15 protein-coding genes are annotated in these 16650 nt (G+C 45.2%); 1 reads left to right on the top strand and 14 read right to left on the bottom strand.

The window, feature by feature from the left end; all coding sequences use genetic code 11:
• Positions 1 to 61 precede the first annotated feature (61 nt).
• The 14 genes from AC1DVJ_RS09380 to AC1DVJ_RS09315 all read right to left on the bottom strand — a co-directional run bounded on the left by AC1DVJ_RS09380 (position 62) and on the right by AC1DVJ_RS09315 (position 15909).
• Positions 62 to 1027 carry a cupin domain-containing protein gene (locus AC1DVJ_RS09380; RefSeq protein ID WP_477590156.1) on the bottom strand — a complete coding sequence of 322 codons (966 nt, stop codon included), beginning with the start codon at positions 1025 to 1027 and terminating at the stop codon, positions 62 to 64.
• A gap of 36 nt (positions 1028 to 1063) precedes the next feature.
• Positions 1064 to 2080, bottom strand: a complete 1017-nt coding sequence (locus AC1DVJ_RS09375) for a Gfo/Idh/MocA family protein (RefSeq protein ID WP_477590154.1) — start codon at positions 2078 to 2080, stop codon at positions 1064 to 1066.
• A 298-nt stretch (positions 2081 to 2378) separates the two neighbouring features.
• Positions 2379 to 3233, bottom strand: a complete 855-nt coding sequence (locus tag AC1DVJ_RS09370) for a M15 family metallopeptidase (protein ID WP_477590153.1) — start codon at positions 3231 to 3233, stop codon at positions 2379 to 2381.
• Between the two features lie 244 nt (positions 3234 to 3477).
• Positions 3478 to 4362 (bottom strand): ABC transporter ATP-binding protein, encoded by an 885-nt coding sequence (locus tag AC1DVJ_RS09365; RefSeq protein ID WP_477590152.1) that lies wholly within the window; start codon positions 4360 to 4362, stop codon positions 3478 to 3480.
• Position 4363: 1 nt separating this feature from the next.
• Positions 4364 to 7261 carry an ABC transporter permease gene (locus AC1DVJ_RS09360; RefSeq protein ID WP_477590150.1) on the bottom strand — a complete coding sequence of 966 codons (2898 nt, stop codon included), beginning with the start codon at positions 7259 to 7261 and terminating at the stop codon, positions 4364 to 4366.
• Between the two features lie 64 nt (positions 7262 to 7325).
• Positions 7326 to 8360 carry an efflux RND transporter periplasmic adaptor subunit gene (locus AC1DVJ_RS09355; RefSeq protein WP_477590317.1) on the bottom strand — a complete coding sequence of 345 codons (1035 nt, stop codon included), beginning with the start codon at positions 8358 to 8360 and terminating at the stop codon, positions 7326 to 7328.
• Positions 8350 to 9039, bottom strand: a complete 690-nt coding sequence (locus AC1DVJ_RS09350; protein ID WP_477590315.1) for an ABC transporter ATP-binding protein — start codon at positions 9037 to 9039, stop codon at positions 8350 to 8352. The genes AC1DVJ_RS09355 and AC1DVJ_RS09350 overlap by 11 nt, the downstream gene beginning before the upstream one ends.
• A gap of 149 nt (positions 9040 to 9188) precedes the next feature.
• Complete coding sequence (locus AC1DVJ_RS09345) at positions 9189 to 10763, bottom strand: response regulator (RefSeq protein WP_477590149.1); 1575 nt, start codon at positions 10761 to 10763, stop codon at positions 9189 to 9191.
• Positions 10764 to 10770: 7 nt separating this feature from the next.
• On the bottom strand, positions 10771 to 12510 hold the full coding sequence (locus AC1DVJ_RS09340; protein ID WP_477590147.1) for a sensor histidine kinase: 1740 nt from the start codon (positions 12508 to 12510) through the stop codon (positions 10771 to 10773).
• Between the two features lie 250 nt (positions 12511 to 12760).
• On the bottom strand, positions 12761 to 13492 hold the full coding sequence (locus tag AC1DVJ_RS09335) for an amino acid ABC transporter ATP-binding protein (protein WP_477590145.1): 732 nt from the start codon (positions 13490 to 13492) through the stop codon (positions 12761 to 12763).
• A gap of 2 nt (positions 13493 to 13494) precedes the next feature.
• A complete protein-coding gene (locus AC1DVJ_RS09330) occupies positions 13495 to 14142 on the bottom strand; it encodes an amino acid ABC transporter permease (protein ID WP_477590143.1) in 648 nt (215 codons plus the stop codon).
• 82 nt (positions 14143 to 14224) lie between these two features.
• Complete coding sequence (locus AC1DVJ_RS09325; protein ID WP_477590142.1) at positions 14225 to 15016, bottom strand: basic amino acid ABC transporter substrate-binding protein; 792 nt, start codon at positions 15014 to 15016, stop codon at positions 14225 to 14227.
• 224 nt (positions 15017 to 15240) lie between these two features.
• Positions 15241 to 15543 (bottom strand): YunC family protein, encoded by a 303-nt coding sequence (locus tag AC1DVJ_RS09320; RefSeq protein ID WP_477590140.1) that lies wholly within the window; start codon positions 15541 to 15543, stop codon positions 15241 to 15243.
• A gap of 93 nt (positions 15544 to 15636) precedes the next feature.
• A complete protein-coding gene (locus AC1DVJ_RS09315; protein ID WP_477590139.1) occupies positions 15637 to 15909 on the bottom strand; it encodes a hypothetical protein in 273 nt (90 codons plus the stop codon).
• A gap of 207 nt (positions 15910 to 16116) precedes the next feature.
• On the opposite strand from AC1DVJ_RS09315, the gene AC1DVJ_RS09310 reads away from it, so the two are divergent.
• Positions 16117 to 16614, top strand: coding sequence for a hypothetical protein (locus tag AC1DVJ_RS09310; protein ID WP_477590137.1), 498 nt, complete (start codon positions 16117 to 16119; stop codon positions 16612 to 16614).
• The last annotated feature ends 36 nt before the right edge of the window (positions 16615 to 16650 follow it).

The raw sequence follows: 16650 nt of genomic DNA, 5'->3' as shown, positions 1-16650 counted from the left end.
TGGGCAAGTATGGAAAAAACAGCTCAAACGTAGTGAATCTACGTTTGAGCTGTTCTGGGTTCTAGATGACGCTAGCTTGCAGGGGCAGCTTATTTTCACGATAGGCATTGGGGGTCGTTCCGTGCGCCTTTTTGAACACATAGTGCAAATAGTTGCTGGATGTGAACCCGCTGCGCTCCGCAATCTTTTCTAAAGTAAGCGTCGTTTGGTGCAGCTCACTGCAAACGAATTTGAGACGCACTTGTTCCAAATACTCGCTAAACGACACATTCGCCTTCTCTTTGAAAATACGTTGGAGCTGCCGCGAACTAATTTGCACCCGATCAGCTACTCCCTCTAACGTAAGGGGACGGTGAAAATTATCGGCTATGAACTGAATAGCCATCTGGTAGCGATAGCTTTTCATATCACGGGCAGGCAGGTTAACTCCCTGCTGGTCCGGTCTATAGGCACTTACTGTCCTTAGCAGCATCTGAACGATGGACTGTTTAATAATCGTATATTGACCCAGCTGATTGTTCCGCCAAGCTTCATAAGCAACGAGGAAGCATTTCATCGCCTCATGGCGATCTACGGCCGGAATGTGGGGCAGCTCACCTATCTGTCCGATGCAGGCTTCCGCTTCCGCGATCTCCCATTCCTCACCCCAACCAGGAGTGGTCATAGAAGAACCTGCTTCCTCCTTCTGAGTAAGCTTTACAATATCCACATGGAGACACAGCTCCCCCATGGCTTCAAGCTCATCCGCTTCTTGCCGATGGATGACGCCGGGGGCTGTGACATAGAGCAGTCCTTCATGGAGTGGATGTGTAATCCCATCCAGAATGACTCTCCCTTTGCCGCAGGGGATATAGTGAATTTCGTACTCGGAATGCTGATGATAATCAACGATAGCTCCTGCTGGAAAGGAAGTCAGGTGACAACGCAATACCCGAAGTCCGTAAGCCCCCCAGCGGAAGCTTAATTCCAGGCGATCTAAAGCCATCGGATTTTCGAGCATAGGTTCGAAGTAAAAGGGTTGACTCATATCGGTGATCACCGCTTCCTTTCCAGCTTGTAAGCATTAGTTAACCAAGGAATCCAAGCGGACTTGGCTTTTGCTTGCAACTGACAGATTGGAAGCTTCCATAAGCTTCGTTAAGTCCACAGCCAGTGCGATATTTTCAGTGGCTTTGGTGCCATTTTGAATATGTGATACCCATTGATCAAAAGCAGTCGGCTTAGCCTCTGGAATTGACTCATAAGCCACCCATTGTCCCGTCGCTTCTTCTAGCTTGTTCGTACGCAGCATAACACGTCCATCTTGCTCGGAGTACAATACACTGCCTGCTGTGCCATGAACTTCAATGACAAAAGGTGAGAAAGCATTCACAAAGCCCGCTTCAACAATACCCAATGCACCATTCTCATATTGGAGTAACGATACGGCATTATCTTCAACTTCTCTACCCGTCACATAGCCATAAGAAGCGCTTACAGCAACAGGTAAACCTAAGAATAGACGATTGAGGTACATGGGATGACAGCCAAGATCAATGAGAGCTCCGCCACCACATTGCTCGGCATTGTAGAAATGCTGCGGCAACCAACCATTTGGATTCGCATTGGTAGAAATTCCGCCATTATGAGAGAGTCGCGTGCGAACAAGCGTAATTTGACCCAACAGCTCTTTCTGAACAATTTCTTGGATTGCTAAAGTAGATGGTGAATTTAAACGCGGTAACGAGACCGTTAAGGTTACACCTGCTTCCTCCACAGCTGCGAGGATCTCATTCACTTCGCGAAGCGTAGGAGCAATGACTTTCTCTGTGAAAATATGTTTACCTGCCTGCGCGGCAGCGATGATCACATCTCGGTGAAGATTTGTTGGTGTATCCACAACGACTGCTTCTATTTCAGGATTTGCTAATAGCTCTTCGAGACTAGCGTAGAAAGCCACACCGCGTATTTCAGCTTCTTGCTGACCTCTTTCCACAATCTCGTCCCAAACCGCGACAATTTCAGTTTCAGGATGTTCGTTTACCTGTTTTGCATAATCCTTTGCATGTACGTGCCAGAAACTTAACATTGCTACTTTCATCCTAAATGACCTCCAAATAAGTGACTTGGCTTCATTGTATCATGGGGTTGAAGGCGGATAAATTTCGAATTGACGACAGATGAAGGTGCAAAATTACGACATCCATTCGAATATCATCTTAATCGAACTTTAGGATAGAATGATTAAAACGTCAAGTATTTTTAATGAACCGCTTAAATTTGATAATTCCAACAGGAACAGTATACTCGCTCCACCAGCACCTTACCAACGCGGTCGGTAAACCAACAAAAATAACCCCACTTGGACGATTGGTCCTAGCGGGGTTATTTTCATAGGATTACTTCGAGACTGGAACCGTATGATAATATTCTTCCATTGTCAAATTCTTCGATTGGATTTCGTTCGCAATGTCTGTTCCTACATATCGCAAATGCCACGGCTCATATTGATAGCCCGTTATAGCGGTTTTTCCTTGTGGGTAGCGGATAATAAAACCGTACTCAGCTGCATGCTTCTCTAACCAAATCGCTTCTTTCGTCCCGCCAAAGCAATCCGCTGCCGCACATTTGCCGTTACTGCCCGACACGTCAATGGCAAGCCCCGTTTCATGCTCACTTGTTCCGGGAACCGCGCTGTACGTTTTCGCCTTTTCTAGGCCATCTTGTTTCACATAGCTGTCAAAAAGGGCTTTCTGGGTTGCATACGAGCGATACGCAGAAACACCTGCTAAAGGGATGCCATCCTTTGCCGCTCCAGCGAAAAGCTTCTCAATGGCAGTGGCTGCAACTTGCCGCATTTTACGCTTATCATTTTTTTCAGAAAACGTAAATGCAATGTTCGGATAAACAAGATCCTTCGGCTCATAGCTCGATGGCAGCATATTTTGCTTATTAACAAGAACGGTAATACTCTCTGGCCTAGCAATTACTTGCATCTCACCATTCTTAGGCGGAGCACTGCTTGCCGCTGGAGAAGCTGGTGGTTTAGCAGAAGGCTTAGGTGTAACCGTAGCCGAAGGGGTCACCGGTGTAGTAGGAGTCGCTTCTGCACTTGATGAAACCGTCGCTGTTGGTGTTGCTGCCACTGTTGGCGTAGGCGAACTACTAGGCGTCACTTCACTTTTATTGCCGCAACCTGCAAAGATGAATAACGCTAAAAGTATGGAAATAGATACTTTCATTTTATCTTTCATTTTTTGTCGTCATGCCTCCTAGAAGTTGTTTCAGCGAACTATAAATTAGACAGCGTATGATCAGGAAAAGTTTCAACTCTCCTATTATTTACAAAAGTCCAAAGAAAAGACTGCGTTTTAGGTTGAGCTCCTAAATCGCAGCAGCCTTCTCATATTTTATGCGGAACGGGGTAACGTTTCAAGTTTTCAGAAAAGGAAAAAGCCCATAATCGTATATGGCTTCGATTACGGGCGGGGGATTTCCTTATACTTTGTCCTGCGGTAGAAGAATAATGCGTCCATTCTCCATCTCTACGCGAACTTTATTCGTACCAGCAGCTCCTATGGATTCAAGATAGTTAGCTGGAATTTGCAACCTGCCTGCCTTGTCAACGACAGCATACTCAACATGTGAATCCTCTTCCGAAGAAATGATCCCCTGCTCCAGCTCCAGCAATTCTTCTTGATAAGATTTGCGTCGCAGGATTTCGGAGGAGGTTTTGCCGTCACGAATTGCAACCACACGGTCTACCTTCTTCGCCAGAAGCGGATCGTGCGTTACGATTACGACAGTCAGCCCGAAGTTACGATTCAACTCACGAAACAGATCTAGGATCTGATTCGCCATCTTCGTATCGACGGATCCTGTCGGTTCATCCGCCAGCAGGAGCCTAGGCTGATTAGCGAGCGCAATTGCAATGGCGACACGCTGCTGCTCCCCGCCGGAAAGCTCATTGAGCTTGTTATTTCTCCGATGACTCAATCCTACAGCATCCAATAAATCCATAGCACGATACCTTTTACGTCGTCCCTGCAGCAGAATGGGCAATTCCACATTTTCCAATGCCGTCAAATAGGGAATCAGGTTGCGGGCATTATTTTGCCAGACAAAGCCTACGGTTTCTCGCTTATATTTGACCAAATCGGATTCCTTAAACTTCAATAAATCCTTCCCATCCACCGTCAGATTCCCTGCCGAAGGTCGATCCAGTCCGCCCAGCATATTGAGCAGCGTCGATTTCCCACTGCCGCTATTACCGATAATGGCCATGAGCTCACCCTCTTGAATATGAAGGTCAAGACCCTGCAAGGCGACCACTTCAAGATCTGCCGCTTTATAAATTTTAACTAAATTTTCACAATGAATCATGCTAATCCTCCCCAAGCTTTACGGCTTGATGAATCTTAATTCTGGAGAGCATCGTGCCGAGCAATAGGAGCCCCATCCCGATCATGATCGTAACGATGATATATAAATGCAGTTGATCTCTCGGATCAAAGCTGACTTGGAAAGGCGGCACTTGGCTTGATGAATCGAATGTTAATTGGAAAAGAGGAACGAACAACCGGCTAGCTGTATTCCCCGTAATCATACCAATTAGTACAGCTGCGCCTGAAGTAAGAAGCTGCTCGGCGACTAGCATTCCGATCAATTGCCTATAGGAAATTCCCATCGCACGAAGCACGCCAAATTGTAGAATCTGCCCATACAACGAAAGTAGCCAGTATAGAAGAAATCCAATAAAGCTAATACCAATCGCAATCAAGAATCCAAGCGTCATGACGCCATTCACTGCCAGTTGGAATGGGTCATTCTTAGACCCAATCACCATCATATTCGTATCAACTAAACGAGATACCTTCATGTGCTTTTGATCCAGCGCTTCATATAAGGCTTGACTCGTCATCCCCGGCTTTAGCTTTAACCACACATCATACGGCTCCACAGCTAAATTATTTTGGATATAAGAAAGATGTCCAATGACTAGTTTCGGTGCGTCCACTTTACTTTGCTTTGGCGCATCTGTTTTGCTCACCGAGCTTGTAGAGGCCGTCAATATCGGATTCGGATTCCAGCTAGGCCAATAATCGATAATGCCGTAGATGACCGCTGTAGCTCCCTCAACATCATTCCATCCGATACGAACAACATCCCCCACTTCAGCCCCGGTTTCCTCGGCAATGGACCTAGAAATCAACACGGCTTTGGAATCCGTAGCCAACAGGTTCAAATAGTCATAGAAATGATGATCTAGCAAATGGTCACGGAACCAGGCTGTTCGACCAAAATCATCGGTATCAATTCCCATAAGCGTTATTTTTTTCGAATCTTTGTCAAGACCGAGATAGGCGTCCTTCTTTTGAAATACGCGTGCCGCTGCTTCTACGCCTGTTAATTGCGTGAAAGGCATGAACGGCGGCTCTACATATTGGACACGTTTCTTACCCCCGCCCTCACTTCCTTGCGGTTTCGCTTCACTTGAGGGGCCTGGCGGCCCAGTCTCTGGAGGAGGCGCGTCGTTATCCCATGCCGTTTGCAGAACAATATCGGACCCATTCTTATAATGGATTTTCTCTTCCACATTCTTATTCATCGTTCTGGCTGCGCTCGCGCTAAAAATGCCTGTTGCCAGTGTCATAATAATAAATAACATGATGAATTGATATTGTGTGGTTGATCTTCCCACTTGCAGCAGCGTTGAGTATAAATAGGCTGGCCACCATTTGCGACCGACCGTATAGATCAGTTGAATGACCCATGGATAGATCCTCAGAAGGAAAAGACCCATCGCGAATATGAAAAAGGCAGGCACGACAAATAACAGTGGATCAACCTTCATGTCCATAGAATCTAATCCTAGCGCTACCAGATCATCCATCCGTCGCTTAAAGCTTTGCAATAAATACATGGATACGGCTAATAAGATCATATCCAGATATATTTTATGAACAAAAGAAAGCTTATTCTTCCTCGCAAGTGTCTGTTTATGACCAACAATGCTCACACGTGTAGCCAGTACAGCGGGGATGAGCGTCATGCAAACCGATGCGATTACAGCGATCAAACCATATTGATAGGCCTCTTCATTCAGCTTCACTTCCATTGCAGCACGCTGGACGATCGTCAGAAAACCATTCGAAGCACCCAAAACCTTCGTTAATTGAAGCCCTACAAAAGGACCGATTAGCAGGGCAACTCCACCAAGTAGAATGCCTTCGATCACATACCCAATCAAAATCTGAGCTCGACTTGCTCCTCGGCTTCGCAATACGGCAATTTCTGTTTTCTGCCGTTCCGTAATCAAATTAGCGACCATGAATAAATAGAAAGCCAGTAATATACATACGGGCACATTCAATGACCAAAGCAGAATACGGAGCTTCTTCTCTTTCTCCCCATAGGATTGTAAGGTGGTTATCGTTGGATTACTAGATGTAAAGGTTTCTAAATTTCGAAAATAAGTTTCCAGTTCTTTGTATGTCGCGATGTAGTTATCTATGCCCTCTAACTTCAATTGATGATAATCCAAAGCATGATTCCAATAAGAGAACATATCCTTAAAATTGCCGTTCTTCGTAAAATCTTGATCAAATAAGGCATATGGAATGAAAAATCTTGAACTCGTATCATTCATCTTATTGGTCGTCCAGTACATATCAGCAAAATCTGCGCGATCAATCACCGCTACAGGCTTAATTCGAATGCTGTTCTTCAAATCGTTGCTCACGATGGTTAATTCATTGCCAAGTACGATTTTCTGCTTCGTCAACAACTCTGGAAATACCCACGCCTCATATACACCGTCCACGCTCTTGCTGGAAGGCATAACGCCATCTACGAGACGAATATGCTTTTCCAAATCCGTCATGGCAGCTAATTCGCCATACCGTCTTACTAGTGGATCTACTTTACTAGGATCGCTAGGTGTAAGATCAAAAGTCTGTGTACTTCGGGTTATCGTAGATAGGAGAATAGGCAAACCAAAGCGCTTAACCTGCTCGGTCACTAAAGCATCCGTTTCCGTTAATCGTTTATCTCCGTCTTTGGATTTGGCAAAGTAGGCGTGGTTATACACTTGTCCTGGATATTGCTGTGTTTGGGTCTGTTGAACTTCCAAATCTTTGATCAACATACGTTGCAAAATGGCATGCGTATAAATCGGCATAGAGCTGGCAAGGGCAACGGATATAATTAACCCTAGTAGTAAACTTAACTCTAACCAACGGTTCTTTGCCATTTTACGGAGAATCATCAGAAATAAAGACATTGTAATCCTCCTAAGCGTTTTACTTTAGCAAAACTAGCATCGTAAGCATAAGCTCTAAAGCGTCCTAATTATTTAAAATGAGATTCTGGCCTTCCTTAAGCCCCGTTCGGATTTCCACTTCCGTAGCTGTGACAAGCCCTTTCTCAACATCGACTTCTTTGCGGCTTTCACCATTCAGCACTTGCACATAATCTCGACCTAGATAAGACCGAAGACCTGTTCTCGGTATGACGATTACATTTTCTCGTTTCTCAACATTGATCGTCATGTCACCCGATGCACCGATCACGGCTCCTTCAGTCCCCTCGGGAATCCCAACGATAATAGTCTTGGCATTTCGTTCGGCTTGCGGCTTATTATCGGTTGGAGGAGCGCTTGAAGGGGTTTGCAGCACTTTGCCTTGTACTACCTTATCATTGGTACCAAACTTCACGTCTACATTCATGCCCACTTCAATTCCCGAAAGTGCACTGCTATCTGATGATTCATAAAAGAGTTGCAGCTTGGTAGGGTCTGACACGACGACCAACGTACTGAAGGCATCTACCATCTTTCCTTCCTGAGCATCCGTCACATAAGTGACGACGCCACCAGCATCTGCCGTTATTCTCGTTTTCGCCAATTGCGTTTGAAGGGCTGCCAGTTGCAGCTGCGCAGCTTCCACATCAATGGCCTTTAGACGAATCGTTAGCTCTTGATCGGGGGAAGTTTGCTTGGCTTGTAAGCTAGCGATCTGAGCTTTCTCCAGATTTAATTGTTGAAGCGCAATCCTCGTTTCTAAATCGCCCTTCTCCAACTCAACCAGCACATCACCCTGTTTCACGATATCGCCTGATTTGACACGTAATCCAGCTAAGCGGAGACCCGACTCCTTAAAATAATAGCTGGTCGTTTTACTCGACTTAAACGTCGCAATTGCACTGACCTTCCTCGTAATGGTGCCTTTTTTCACTTCATACAGTTCAAAATTTTCTTTGACTGGCTTAACTAAAGGCGGCTTCAGCGCTTCTTCTTCTTTCGGCAGCAAGGAGCAGCCAGCAAGTATGAATATCACTCCGGTGATAAGAACAAACCTCGAAGCGATTCTATTAACCTTCATCGACAATGGAACCATCCTCCAATGCATAGACTTCATCTACAATTTCCATGATCGCCAGATCATGCGTAGTCAAAATAATGGTCATCCCTTCTTGCACCAAATCCTTGAATAATTTGAGGATCTGAAGACCCATTCTACTGTCTAACTCCGCCGTAGGCTCATCTGCCAAAATAAGCTTAGGCTTGTGAGCAATAGCCCTTGCTATCGCTACTCGCTGCTGTTCTCCGCCAGAAAGCTCATAAGGTCGATGCTTCATTCTCGACTTCAAGCCCACGAAATGGAGTGCCTCTTCTGCTAATGATTTATATTGACTGGGAGGAATACCCGATATGCGCAAACCAAACTCGACATTTTCGTAAGCGGACATATAGGGCACTAAGGCAAACGATTGGAAAATAAGTCCGACTTGCTTCCGTCTGAGTTCATTTCGCTTGGATTCAGAGAGCGTGCTGATCTCCATCCCATCTAGGTAAACAGCACCTTCTGTAGGATGGTCCAAAGCTCCTATGATGTTCAGCAAGGTTGTTTTACCAGAACCGGACCTTCCGCGCAATGCTACTAGTCTGCCTCTGGGAATCGAAAGATTCGCTCCACGTAACGCATGAACCGCGCCTGGTCCCTTCCCAAATATACGTGTGACACCAATAGCTTGCACCATGGGCACCTGAACCTCATGCATAGTCAAAGTTAACACCTCATCTTTACGCTAATCTCGTATCTTCTCTATAAATGTAAACCTTTACATAATAAATAAACAGACTGCCTTTGTTGGAAAAGGTGTCTGTTTGTTCGTTTTCTCGGATCATCGCAATGAAAAGGCAGGAATTTCTAATTAGGCTTCTCGAACTCTTTCGGCGAACAGCCTACAATGCGCTTGAACGTCTTTGCAAATGTTTTGGCATCTGGAAAGCCTACCGCATCTGCTACTTCATATACCTTCATTTCACCCGTTCGCAATCGGCGTTTCGCTTCTTCCATGCGGATTCGTGTCAGTGTTTCACTCAGTGACTCGCCCATTTCTTTACTGTATAAATCACTTAAATAGCTGCGGCTAAGCCTCACATGATCGGCCATGTCCGAAGTGCTGATGGGAGAGGCATAATTCTCCTGCATATAGCTCAGAACCTTGCGGATAAACGTATTGTTTGAGCGATGCTTCTTATCATTTCCTAGGGCTACTGGGTTGTCCATGAGCATGCGCATCGCTTGAAGAAGAAGCTCCGTTACCTGTTCAAAGGTTGCGCATTTACTCATCTCCTTGTTATGAACGAACAGCTCTTCATAGCGTTCAATCTCTGTGTAGCCGCGTTCGCGCGCATATCCAGCAGCTAATGCAAGCAGCTCCTGGATAAAGGACAACACCGTTTCCTTCTTCGGTCGCTGCTCCCTCAGTCTGGCGCACAGAAGCTCCGTGTGATGCAAGTACCCTTCGCTGTTATCGTGTACGATACAGCGCAGCAGGTCGCTGCGTATGTCATACGGCAGCGCTGCGGTTGTCTTGCTTGCAGCCTCTGGCGCAAGTACAATCCGGCGATTCCGGCTCACGCCGTAGAATCGCTCATGCAGTTGCTGCGCGTGCAGCGCCGCAGCAGGCTGCACGTCTTGGAGCCGGCGAATGACGTTGCCGGCTCCAATGAACCAGTCCGGCGCATGCGCCAGCCGGACCTGCGCTGCGCGCTCGAGCGCTGCGGCCGCAGCGAGGGCGTCGCCGTCTGCTGCTGCCGGGATGAGCAGCAGCACGCTGTCTGCGGCCAGCGGCAGCGCCGCGAGGCAGCCTGTCCAGCGCCAGCCTGCGGCAGCAGCGCTTGCGCCGGTGTGCAGCAGCAGACTGATGACCAAGCTGCTGTTGTCACTCCCTTCGCTGCCGCTGCTCCCCGCGCTGCGCTCAGCACCGAATAGCTCTGCCTGCAGCGCAGCTTCATCAACCCCTGTCTGCAGATAAGCCTGCAGCCGATTCGACAGCTGCATCTGCAGCGTCGATGCCAGCTCAAGCTCCCTAATCCCCTGTTCCATTCGCTCATTCCGTTGGATTTCGAGATCTTTCTTCACGCCAAGCAAGATGTCGATTAACGACTCGGGCTCCATCGTTGGTTTAAGAATATAATCCTTGGCCCCTAGCTTCATCGCTTCTTTCACATAGGTGAAGTCATCCATACAGCTCAATACGACGGCGCTGATCGGTCTTGAACATTCTTTTAGCTTACGAATTAACGCTAAGCCATCCATGCGCGGCATAATGAGGTCTGTGATCACGATGTCGATATGCAAGGCTTCCAGAAGCTCGCAGGCCTCCATACCATCCTCTGCATCACCTGCGTAAGTAAACCCATGCTGTTCCCAATCCACCAACTCACGCAATCCTTGCCGAATGATCGGTTCATCATCCACAACAAGCACATTCATCTTCACTTCACTCCTCTCCATGATGGATCGGAAGAAACATCCTAACCGTGGTTCCTTCGCCAGGTTTACTACTAATATGCATTTTAAACTCAGGCCCATAGATCAGCTTAATTTTCTCCCGAATATGTGAAATTCCAACGCCGCTCATTCGCTCCTTCAGCATGCGATCAGCTTGCACTCCTCCCGTTGCATGCATCGCTTTCCAGCCCGAACTGCCTTCTTCGACTTGCATCCCAATCCCATTGTCTTCCACCTGGCAAAATAAGAGGTCTCGATCTAACCATGTCCGAATTGTAATCGTTCCCTCTCGCTTAGATGGCCCGATTCCATGAATAATCGCGTTCTCCACAAGCGGCTGCAGGAGCATCCTCGGTACTAAACAGCCTAATGTGATCTCATCCACACGCGTTTCTATCTGAATGCGATCCCCATAACGAAACCTTTGAATTTCCATGTAGTCATGGGTCAGACCAATTTCATCACGCAATGTGATAAAGTCCCCTTTTTTACCTAAGCTAGCTTGCAAAAGACGAACTAACGCACTAACGACCTCTGAAATTTGAGGTGTCTTATGTATTTTGGCAACCCATTTTATCGTATTCAATGTGTTATAGAGGAAATGCGGATTCAACTGATAATGGAGCGCTTCCATTTCAGCTTCTTTCTTCAAGGATTCTTCCCGCTTCACCTGTTTAATGAGGTCTTCCAAACGGTTCAACATTTGATTATAGCTCTGCCCTACTTGTGTCCACTCTTCGGAACTCTTAGTAGTCCAATAGGCTCTCAGATCCCCCCGCTCGGCGCGGTTCATTAATGCTTTGAGGGCGTAGAGCGGCTTCGTCACAGATGAGATGTAAAGGAAGAGACAGCCTAAGCTAAGTGCGATTACCAAAGCAACTAAAGCAATCAGCCAGGAATGATAATGTGGAAATGCTTCACCGTTCATAGGCAGTGGAACTTCATAATACGAAATCCACGGGGTTTCTCCGATGATCTCTACCTGCTTCGAGGAACGAATTGTCATTTTATCTATACGGACTTGGTCCTGCCCCATGCCTTGCAAATCCCCGATGTTGGCCCCGTTACGGTAGACAATCCTTTTCTCTGCGTCCATAAGCACATAAGATTGAGAACTGCCACTCTTCATGGATGTCGTCTTCCATAATTCATTCATGTTCAACCATAGCGTAACGCGTCCAAGCTCCAGCATGCTAGACTTGTCAATCATCAACTCCGAATAGGTCATGAGGTAGGCGTTAAATCGACTTGACTCTTCACCTAATGGCTCAAAGCTTTTGTTCGTGCTTCTCTCCCGTGCAACAAGCGCCCCATCCACTTCCCCATTATGCGCACAAAGCGTTCTATTAGAAACCCGGATCGATACACATACCTGCTCAATGTAACGATTTTGGGATGTTTGCTCAGATAGCAAGCTATTCGTATAGGTACTCAGTTCTTTGGCAGCTTGTGAAGAAGAATCTTTGAGTTTAGCAAAAGAAATGATGCCATAATCTTCAGCATGTCGATGTGTCGTTTCTTTTACAAAACGCAATTCCTGTTGTAGTCCCTTGATGATTTGATCGTGTTGTTGATCTATCGCACGCATAAGCTCTTTCTCTCTGTAGGAGGAGAATTGCTGATTGCCAACATAAAGCGCAAGCAGCAAGGGTAGTGAGATCGCCAAGAGTATATAAAAAAATACACGAAGTTGAAATCGGTTAAATAGATGCGTGAGCTGTGATGGCATAAGTCACCTTTCGTATCGAATGGTTTGGTTACCTTATTGTCCATCATAGCATATTGGAATTTTTTCCATCTTATTTTTTTATTGAGAAAATGAGAAAAACTTCTATCGAAGTCCTTCGAGGATGTGCGACCGCGTTTTAGAGGTTGTTTTTATCGCCAATAAGAATTTGTACTTCCTAGTATAGGAAACTTATAAATTCTTATGTGGTAGAAAAAAAAAAAGCCGCTTTATGCGACTCCCTAATCGAATACTATAGCACTTTAGACAAAAATGATTTGGTACGTTCCTGGGTCGGTGCCTCAAAAATTTGATGCGGCTTGCCTTCCTCAACAATGACACCCTGTTCCATGAACATGACGCGATCGCCTACTTCACGCGCAAAGCCCATTTCATGGGTAACAACAACCATCGTCATGCCTTCTTTGGCCAATTGCTTCATGACGTTAAGCACTTCGCCGACCATTTCGGGATCAAGCGCAGAGGTTGGCTCGTCGAACAGCATGATCTTCGGCTCCATCGCAAGTGCCCGGGCAATCGCAACGCGTTGCGCCTGACCACCAGATAATGAGTCTGGTAGTGCGTTTGCTTTATCAGCAAGCCCTACCTTAGCTAATAGCTCCAGCGCTTTCTTCCGTGCTTTATCCTCCGGCCATTTCCGAACTTGGATGGGTGCAAGCATAATATTATCAATAACCTTCATATGTGGAAACAAGTGAAACCGTTGGAATACCATACCCAAATCCATACGGATCTCATTAATTTTATTTGCAGGATTCATGAGATTACGTCCATCAATGGTGATCGTTCCGCCATCTGGCTGTTCCAGAAGGTTCAAGCATCGTAGGAACGTGGATTTCCCTGAACCCGAAGGTCCAATCACAACTAGCACCTCTTGATGCTGAATTTCCGTACTAATGTCACGTAGAACAACATTATCTCCAAACGCTTTTTTTAGGTTCTTTACTTCAATTAAAGCAGTCATCGTTATACTCTCCTTTCAATATAGCTAAGAAGCTTGCTTAGAGAGTAGGTTAGAATGAAATAAATAAGTGCAGCTGTTAAATACGGCTCCCACACCTTGAAATATTGGCTGCGCATCGCATTGGACCAATACATAAGTTCAGGTGCAGCGATGATCGCAAATAGCGAGGAATCCTTGATCAGAACGATGAATTCATTTCCGAACGGCGGAATCATTCGTTTAATCGCTTGCGGTAAAATAACGGATTTCATCGTTTGGAAATGTGTCATGCCTAATGAATGCGCGGCTTCTGTTTGGCCTTTATCAATGGATTGAATACCTGCACGGAAAATCTCAGCCATATACCCCGCTGAATTCAAGGACAAAGCCACAATTGATGCAATGATTGGGTTTGTAGAGCCTATGAATAAGGGTACAACACCAAAGTGGACAAGCAATATTTGAACCAGCAGCGGTGTGCCGCGGAAAAAGTTAACATACATACTAGTTGGCCATCTCAAATAGCCGCGGTGTGACATTTTGCCTAAACCAACTGCCAGCCCTAAAACAGAACCGAAACAAATGGAGAGAATGGAAATGCCAATCGTCCAAAGCGTTCCTTTCAACAGTAAGGGTAAATAATCAAGAATGATATCAAAACGAAAATCCATTCCACACTTCCTTTCTCCATTATTCTTCTACTCACAGAAGAAAAGCATGCGTAAGGTTAAATCACGCATGCTTTTGAACTTTTTATTTTTGTTCGAGCAATTTCTTCGTATCTGGCTCTTGACCAAACCATTTTTTGTACACTGTCGCGTATGTGCCGTTCTCGATTACTTTCTTAATCGCTGGATCAAGCTTCGCTTTAAGGTCGCTGCCTTTAGGAAGCAAAATGCCGTAGTACTCGGATTCGAAATTTTTCGGATCTGCAATCGAAGCGAATTTTTTGTTTGGATTATTTTTAACATACTCACGAATAATAGCAATATCCGCAACTACCGCGTCTACACCATTACTCTCAAGTTCCATAAGTGCAAGCGTATTATTATCCATACGTTTCAAGGATTTGTTATCATTACCCATGATTTTCGTCATCAGCGTATCCGCCGTAGTTGAGATTTGAACCGCTACTTTCTTATCTTTCAAATCTACAGCACTTTTGATCGGGCTGCCTTCTTTAACTAGAATCATGTTCGTTGACTCGAAGTACGGAGCTGAAAAATCATACGTTTGTTTACGCTCATCTGTGATGGATACGCTGGAAACTCCTGCTTGGTACTCTTTCCCTTGTTCAACACTTGTCAACATCGTGTCCCAACCTGTGTTGGTAACCGAATAAGAAAGACCTGCTTCTTTCATAACTTCAGCAAGGAAGTCGATATCGAAACCAGTTACCTTGTCTTTATCCATATATTCCATCGGTGCATAGGCTGCATCTGTTGCAAATTTAACTTTCGTGCCACCGCTATCTTTAGAACCGCAACCTGTCATTGTCAAAACTAAAGCTGCTGCTACTACAGAAATCATTAATTTTTTCATCATTTTTCCCCCGTTCTATGTAATGGACGAATCATATATTAACACTTGGTCAATAAAATAACAACACCTTTATACATAAAATAAGCAAGGAAATTGCAGGAAATGTGAATTTTCATGCATTTTTAGTTTCATGCACAGAACAACAGATCTGCTTTGTTCATTTGTCTAAAAAAATAAAACGCTTAGGTCTTAAAGACCCAAGCGTTCGAGCATGCCGTATGAATTCCCTACATCATTTTCAAAATGGCTTCCCTGCCCGTCATCCCAGCAAAAATGCCAAGGTCTTCCGCTGTATGGGTTACTGATTCAAGCGGTGCTTCCAGGAGCTCCTCGATCGTTCGAACCCCGGTGGCTCGTGCCGCTACAATGTTCCTGTCACTTAGTCGCTCGTTGAGCAGCGCCACATCGAGGGCGCCACACATAATATAACCTTTATCCGTTGTCACCACTAGCAAGGTCGTCTTCGGTAATTTAACCTCAATCGCGATTGCTGTATGTCCTTCAAGAAGAATGGGTTCTACGCGCATCATGCTCTGCACAGCTCCTCTTCGCAGTCTTACGGTAGTATATGCGCCTGCGGCTAGTACGGTGTGAGATCGCTGTAAAGATATTGTGTGATTTTCCTACAACCTCATTAAAGCTCTCCGCTCAGCTTGTGGTTTACAAACTTTGCAAACGCCAACAACTCTTCCCTGTTCATCTGTGTAGAAGGACAGCTTCTTTTCCTTCTTCCGGCAAAACGAACACATTTGCTTGTTTATTTTTGAAGATTTTTTACTTTGCAAAGACATTTTAATAACCTTTGAAGCAGCCATCTTATTTCTAATTTTCAAATTAATTTTATAAACCAAAAGAAGGACAACAACTAGGATGATAACGAGTACGATCCACTTCATGGCTCAACCTTCCTTCATTTTATTTTCATTTCTATTCGATAAATCCATCGTACTTCTCCAGTGAATAGTAGGCAATACAAATATTACCTGTCGCATTTACGGATGTCAGCTTTGATGTCAGGTAATTGTGAAAAGGAAGCTACATTTGGCTAGAATATCATGATATAGTTAGGATAAGTGCGATTTCAGTGCGGTAAGGAGGCTATGATGAACCAACGGAATCCAAACACAAGTCCGAAAAACGGACATTTATTCACCGTAGAGATATTAATTGAAGATGAGACAAATGGCCTGGCAATGGAAAAGCTCCTTCATTTGTTAAATGTAGACACGATCAAAGATTATCAAATCCTTAAAGGTATTCAGCTTGGTCAACTCATTGAACTGAACAAGAAACAAGGAAGCTCAGCTTCCCTACATACAAATAAAAAACCAACAGCTCCTGCTCCTACGCCAACACCAGCGGGACGAACGACAAATTCAGAAGCTGCCATGCATATTGTTGAACAGTTAGAGAAATTCAAAGCCAACAATACCTTGATCCGTTTGACGGTGATTAAAGCACAAGGTATCAAGCTGAATCTCCCTTGTCGAATCCTTAATTTTGATACAAGCAGCCAGAATGTTACCGTCTATCATGTCGATGAGAAGAAGGTTTATCTGTTTAAGCTGAATGAAATCGATGATTACGTGACCACAAATTGAATGAGAAAAGGTACCTTTGCAGACGATCCGCAAGAG

Source organism: Paenibacillus sp. P4_A9 (assembly GCF_056402415.1).
This window is presented reverse-complemented; position numbering and strand designations above follow the sequence as displayed.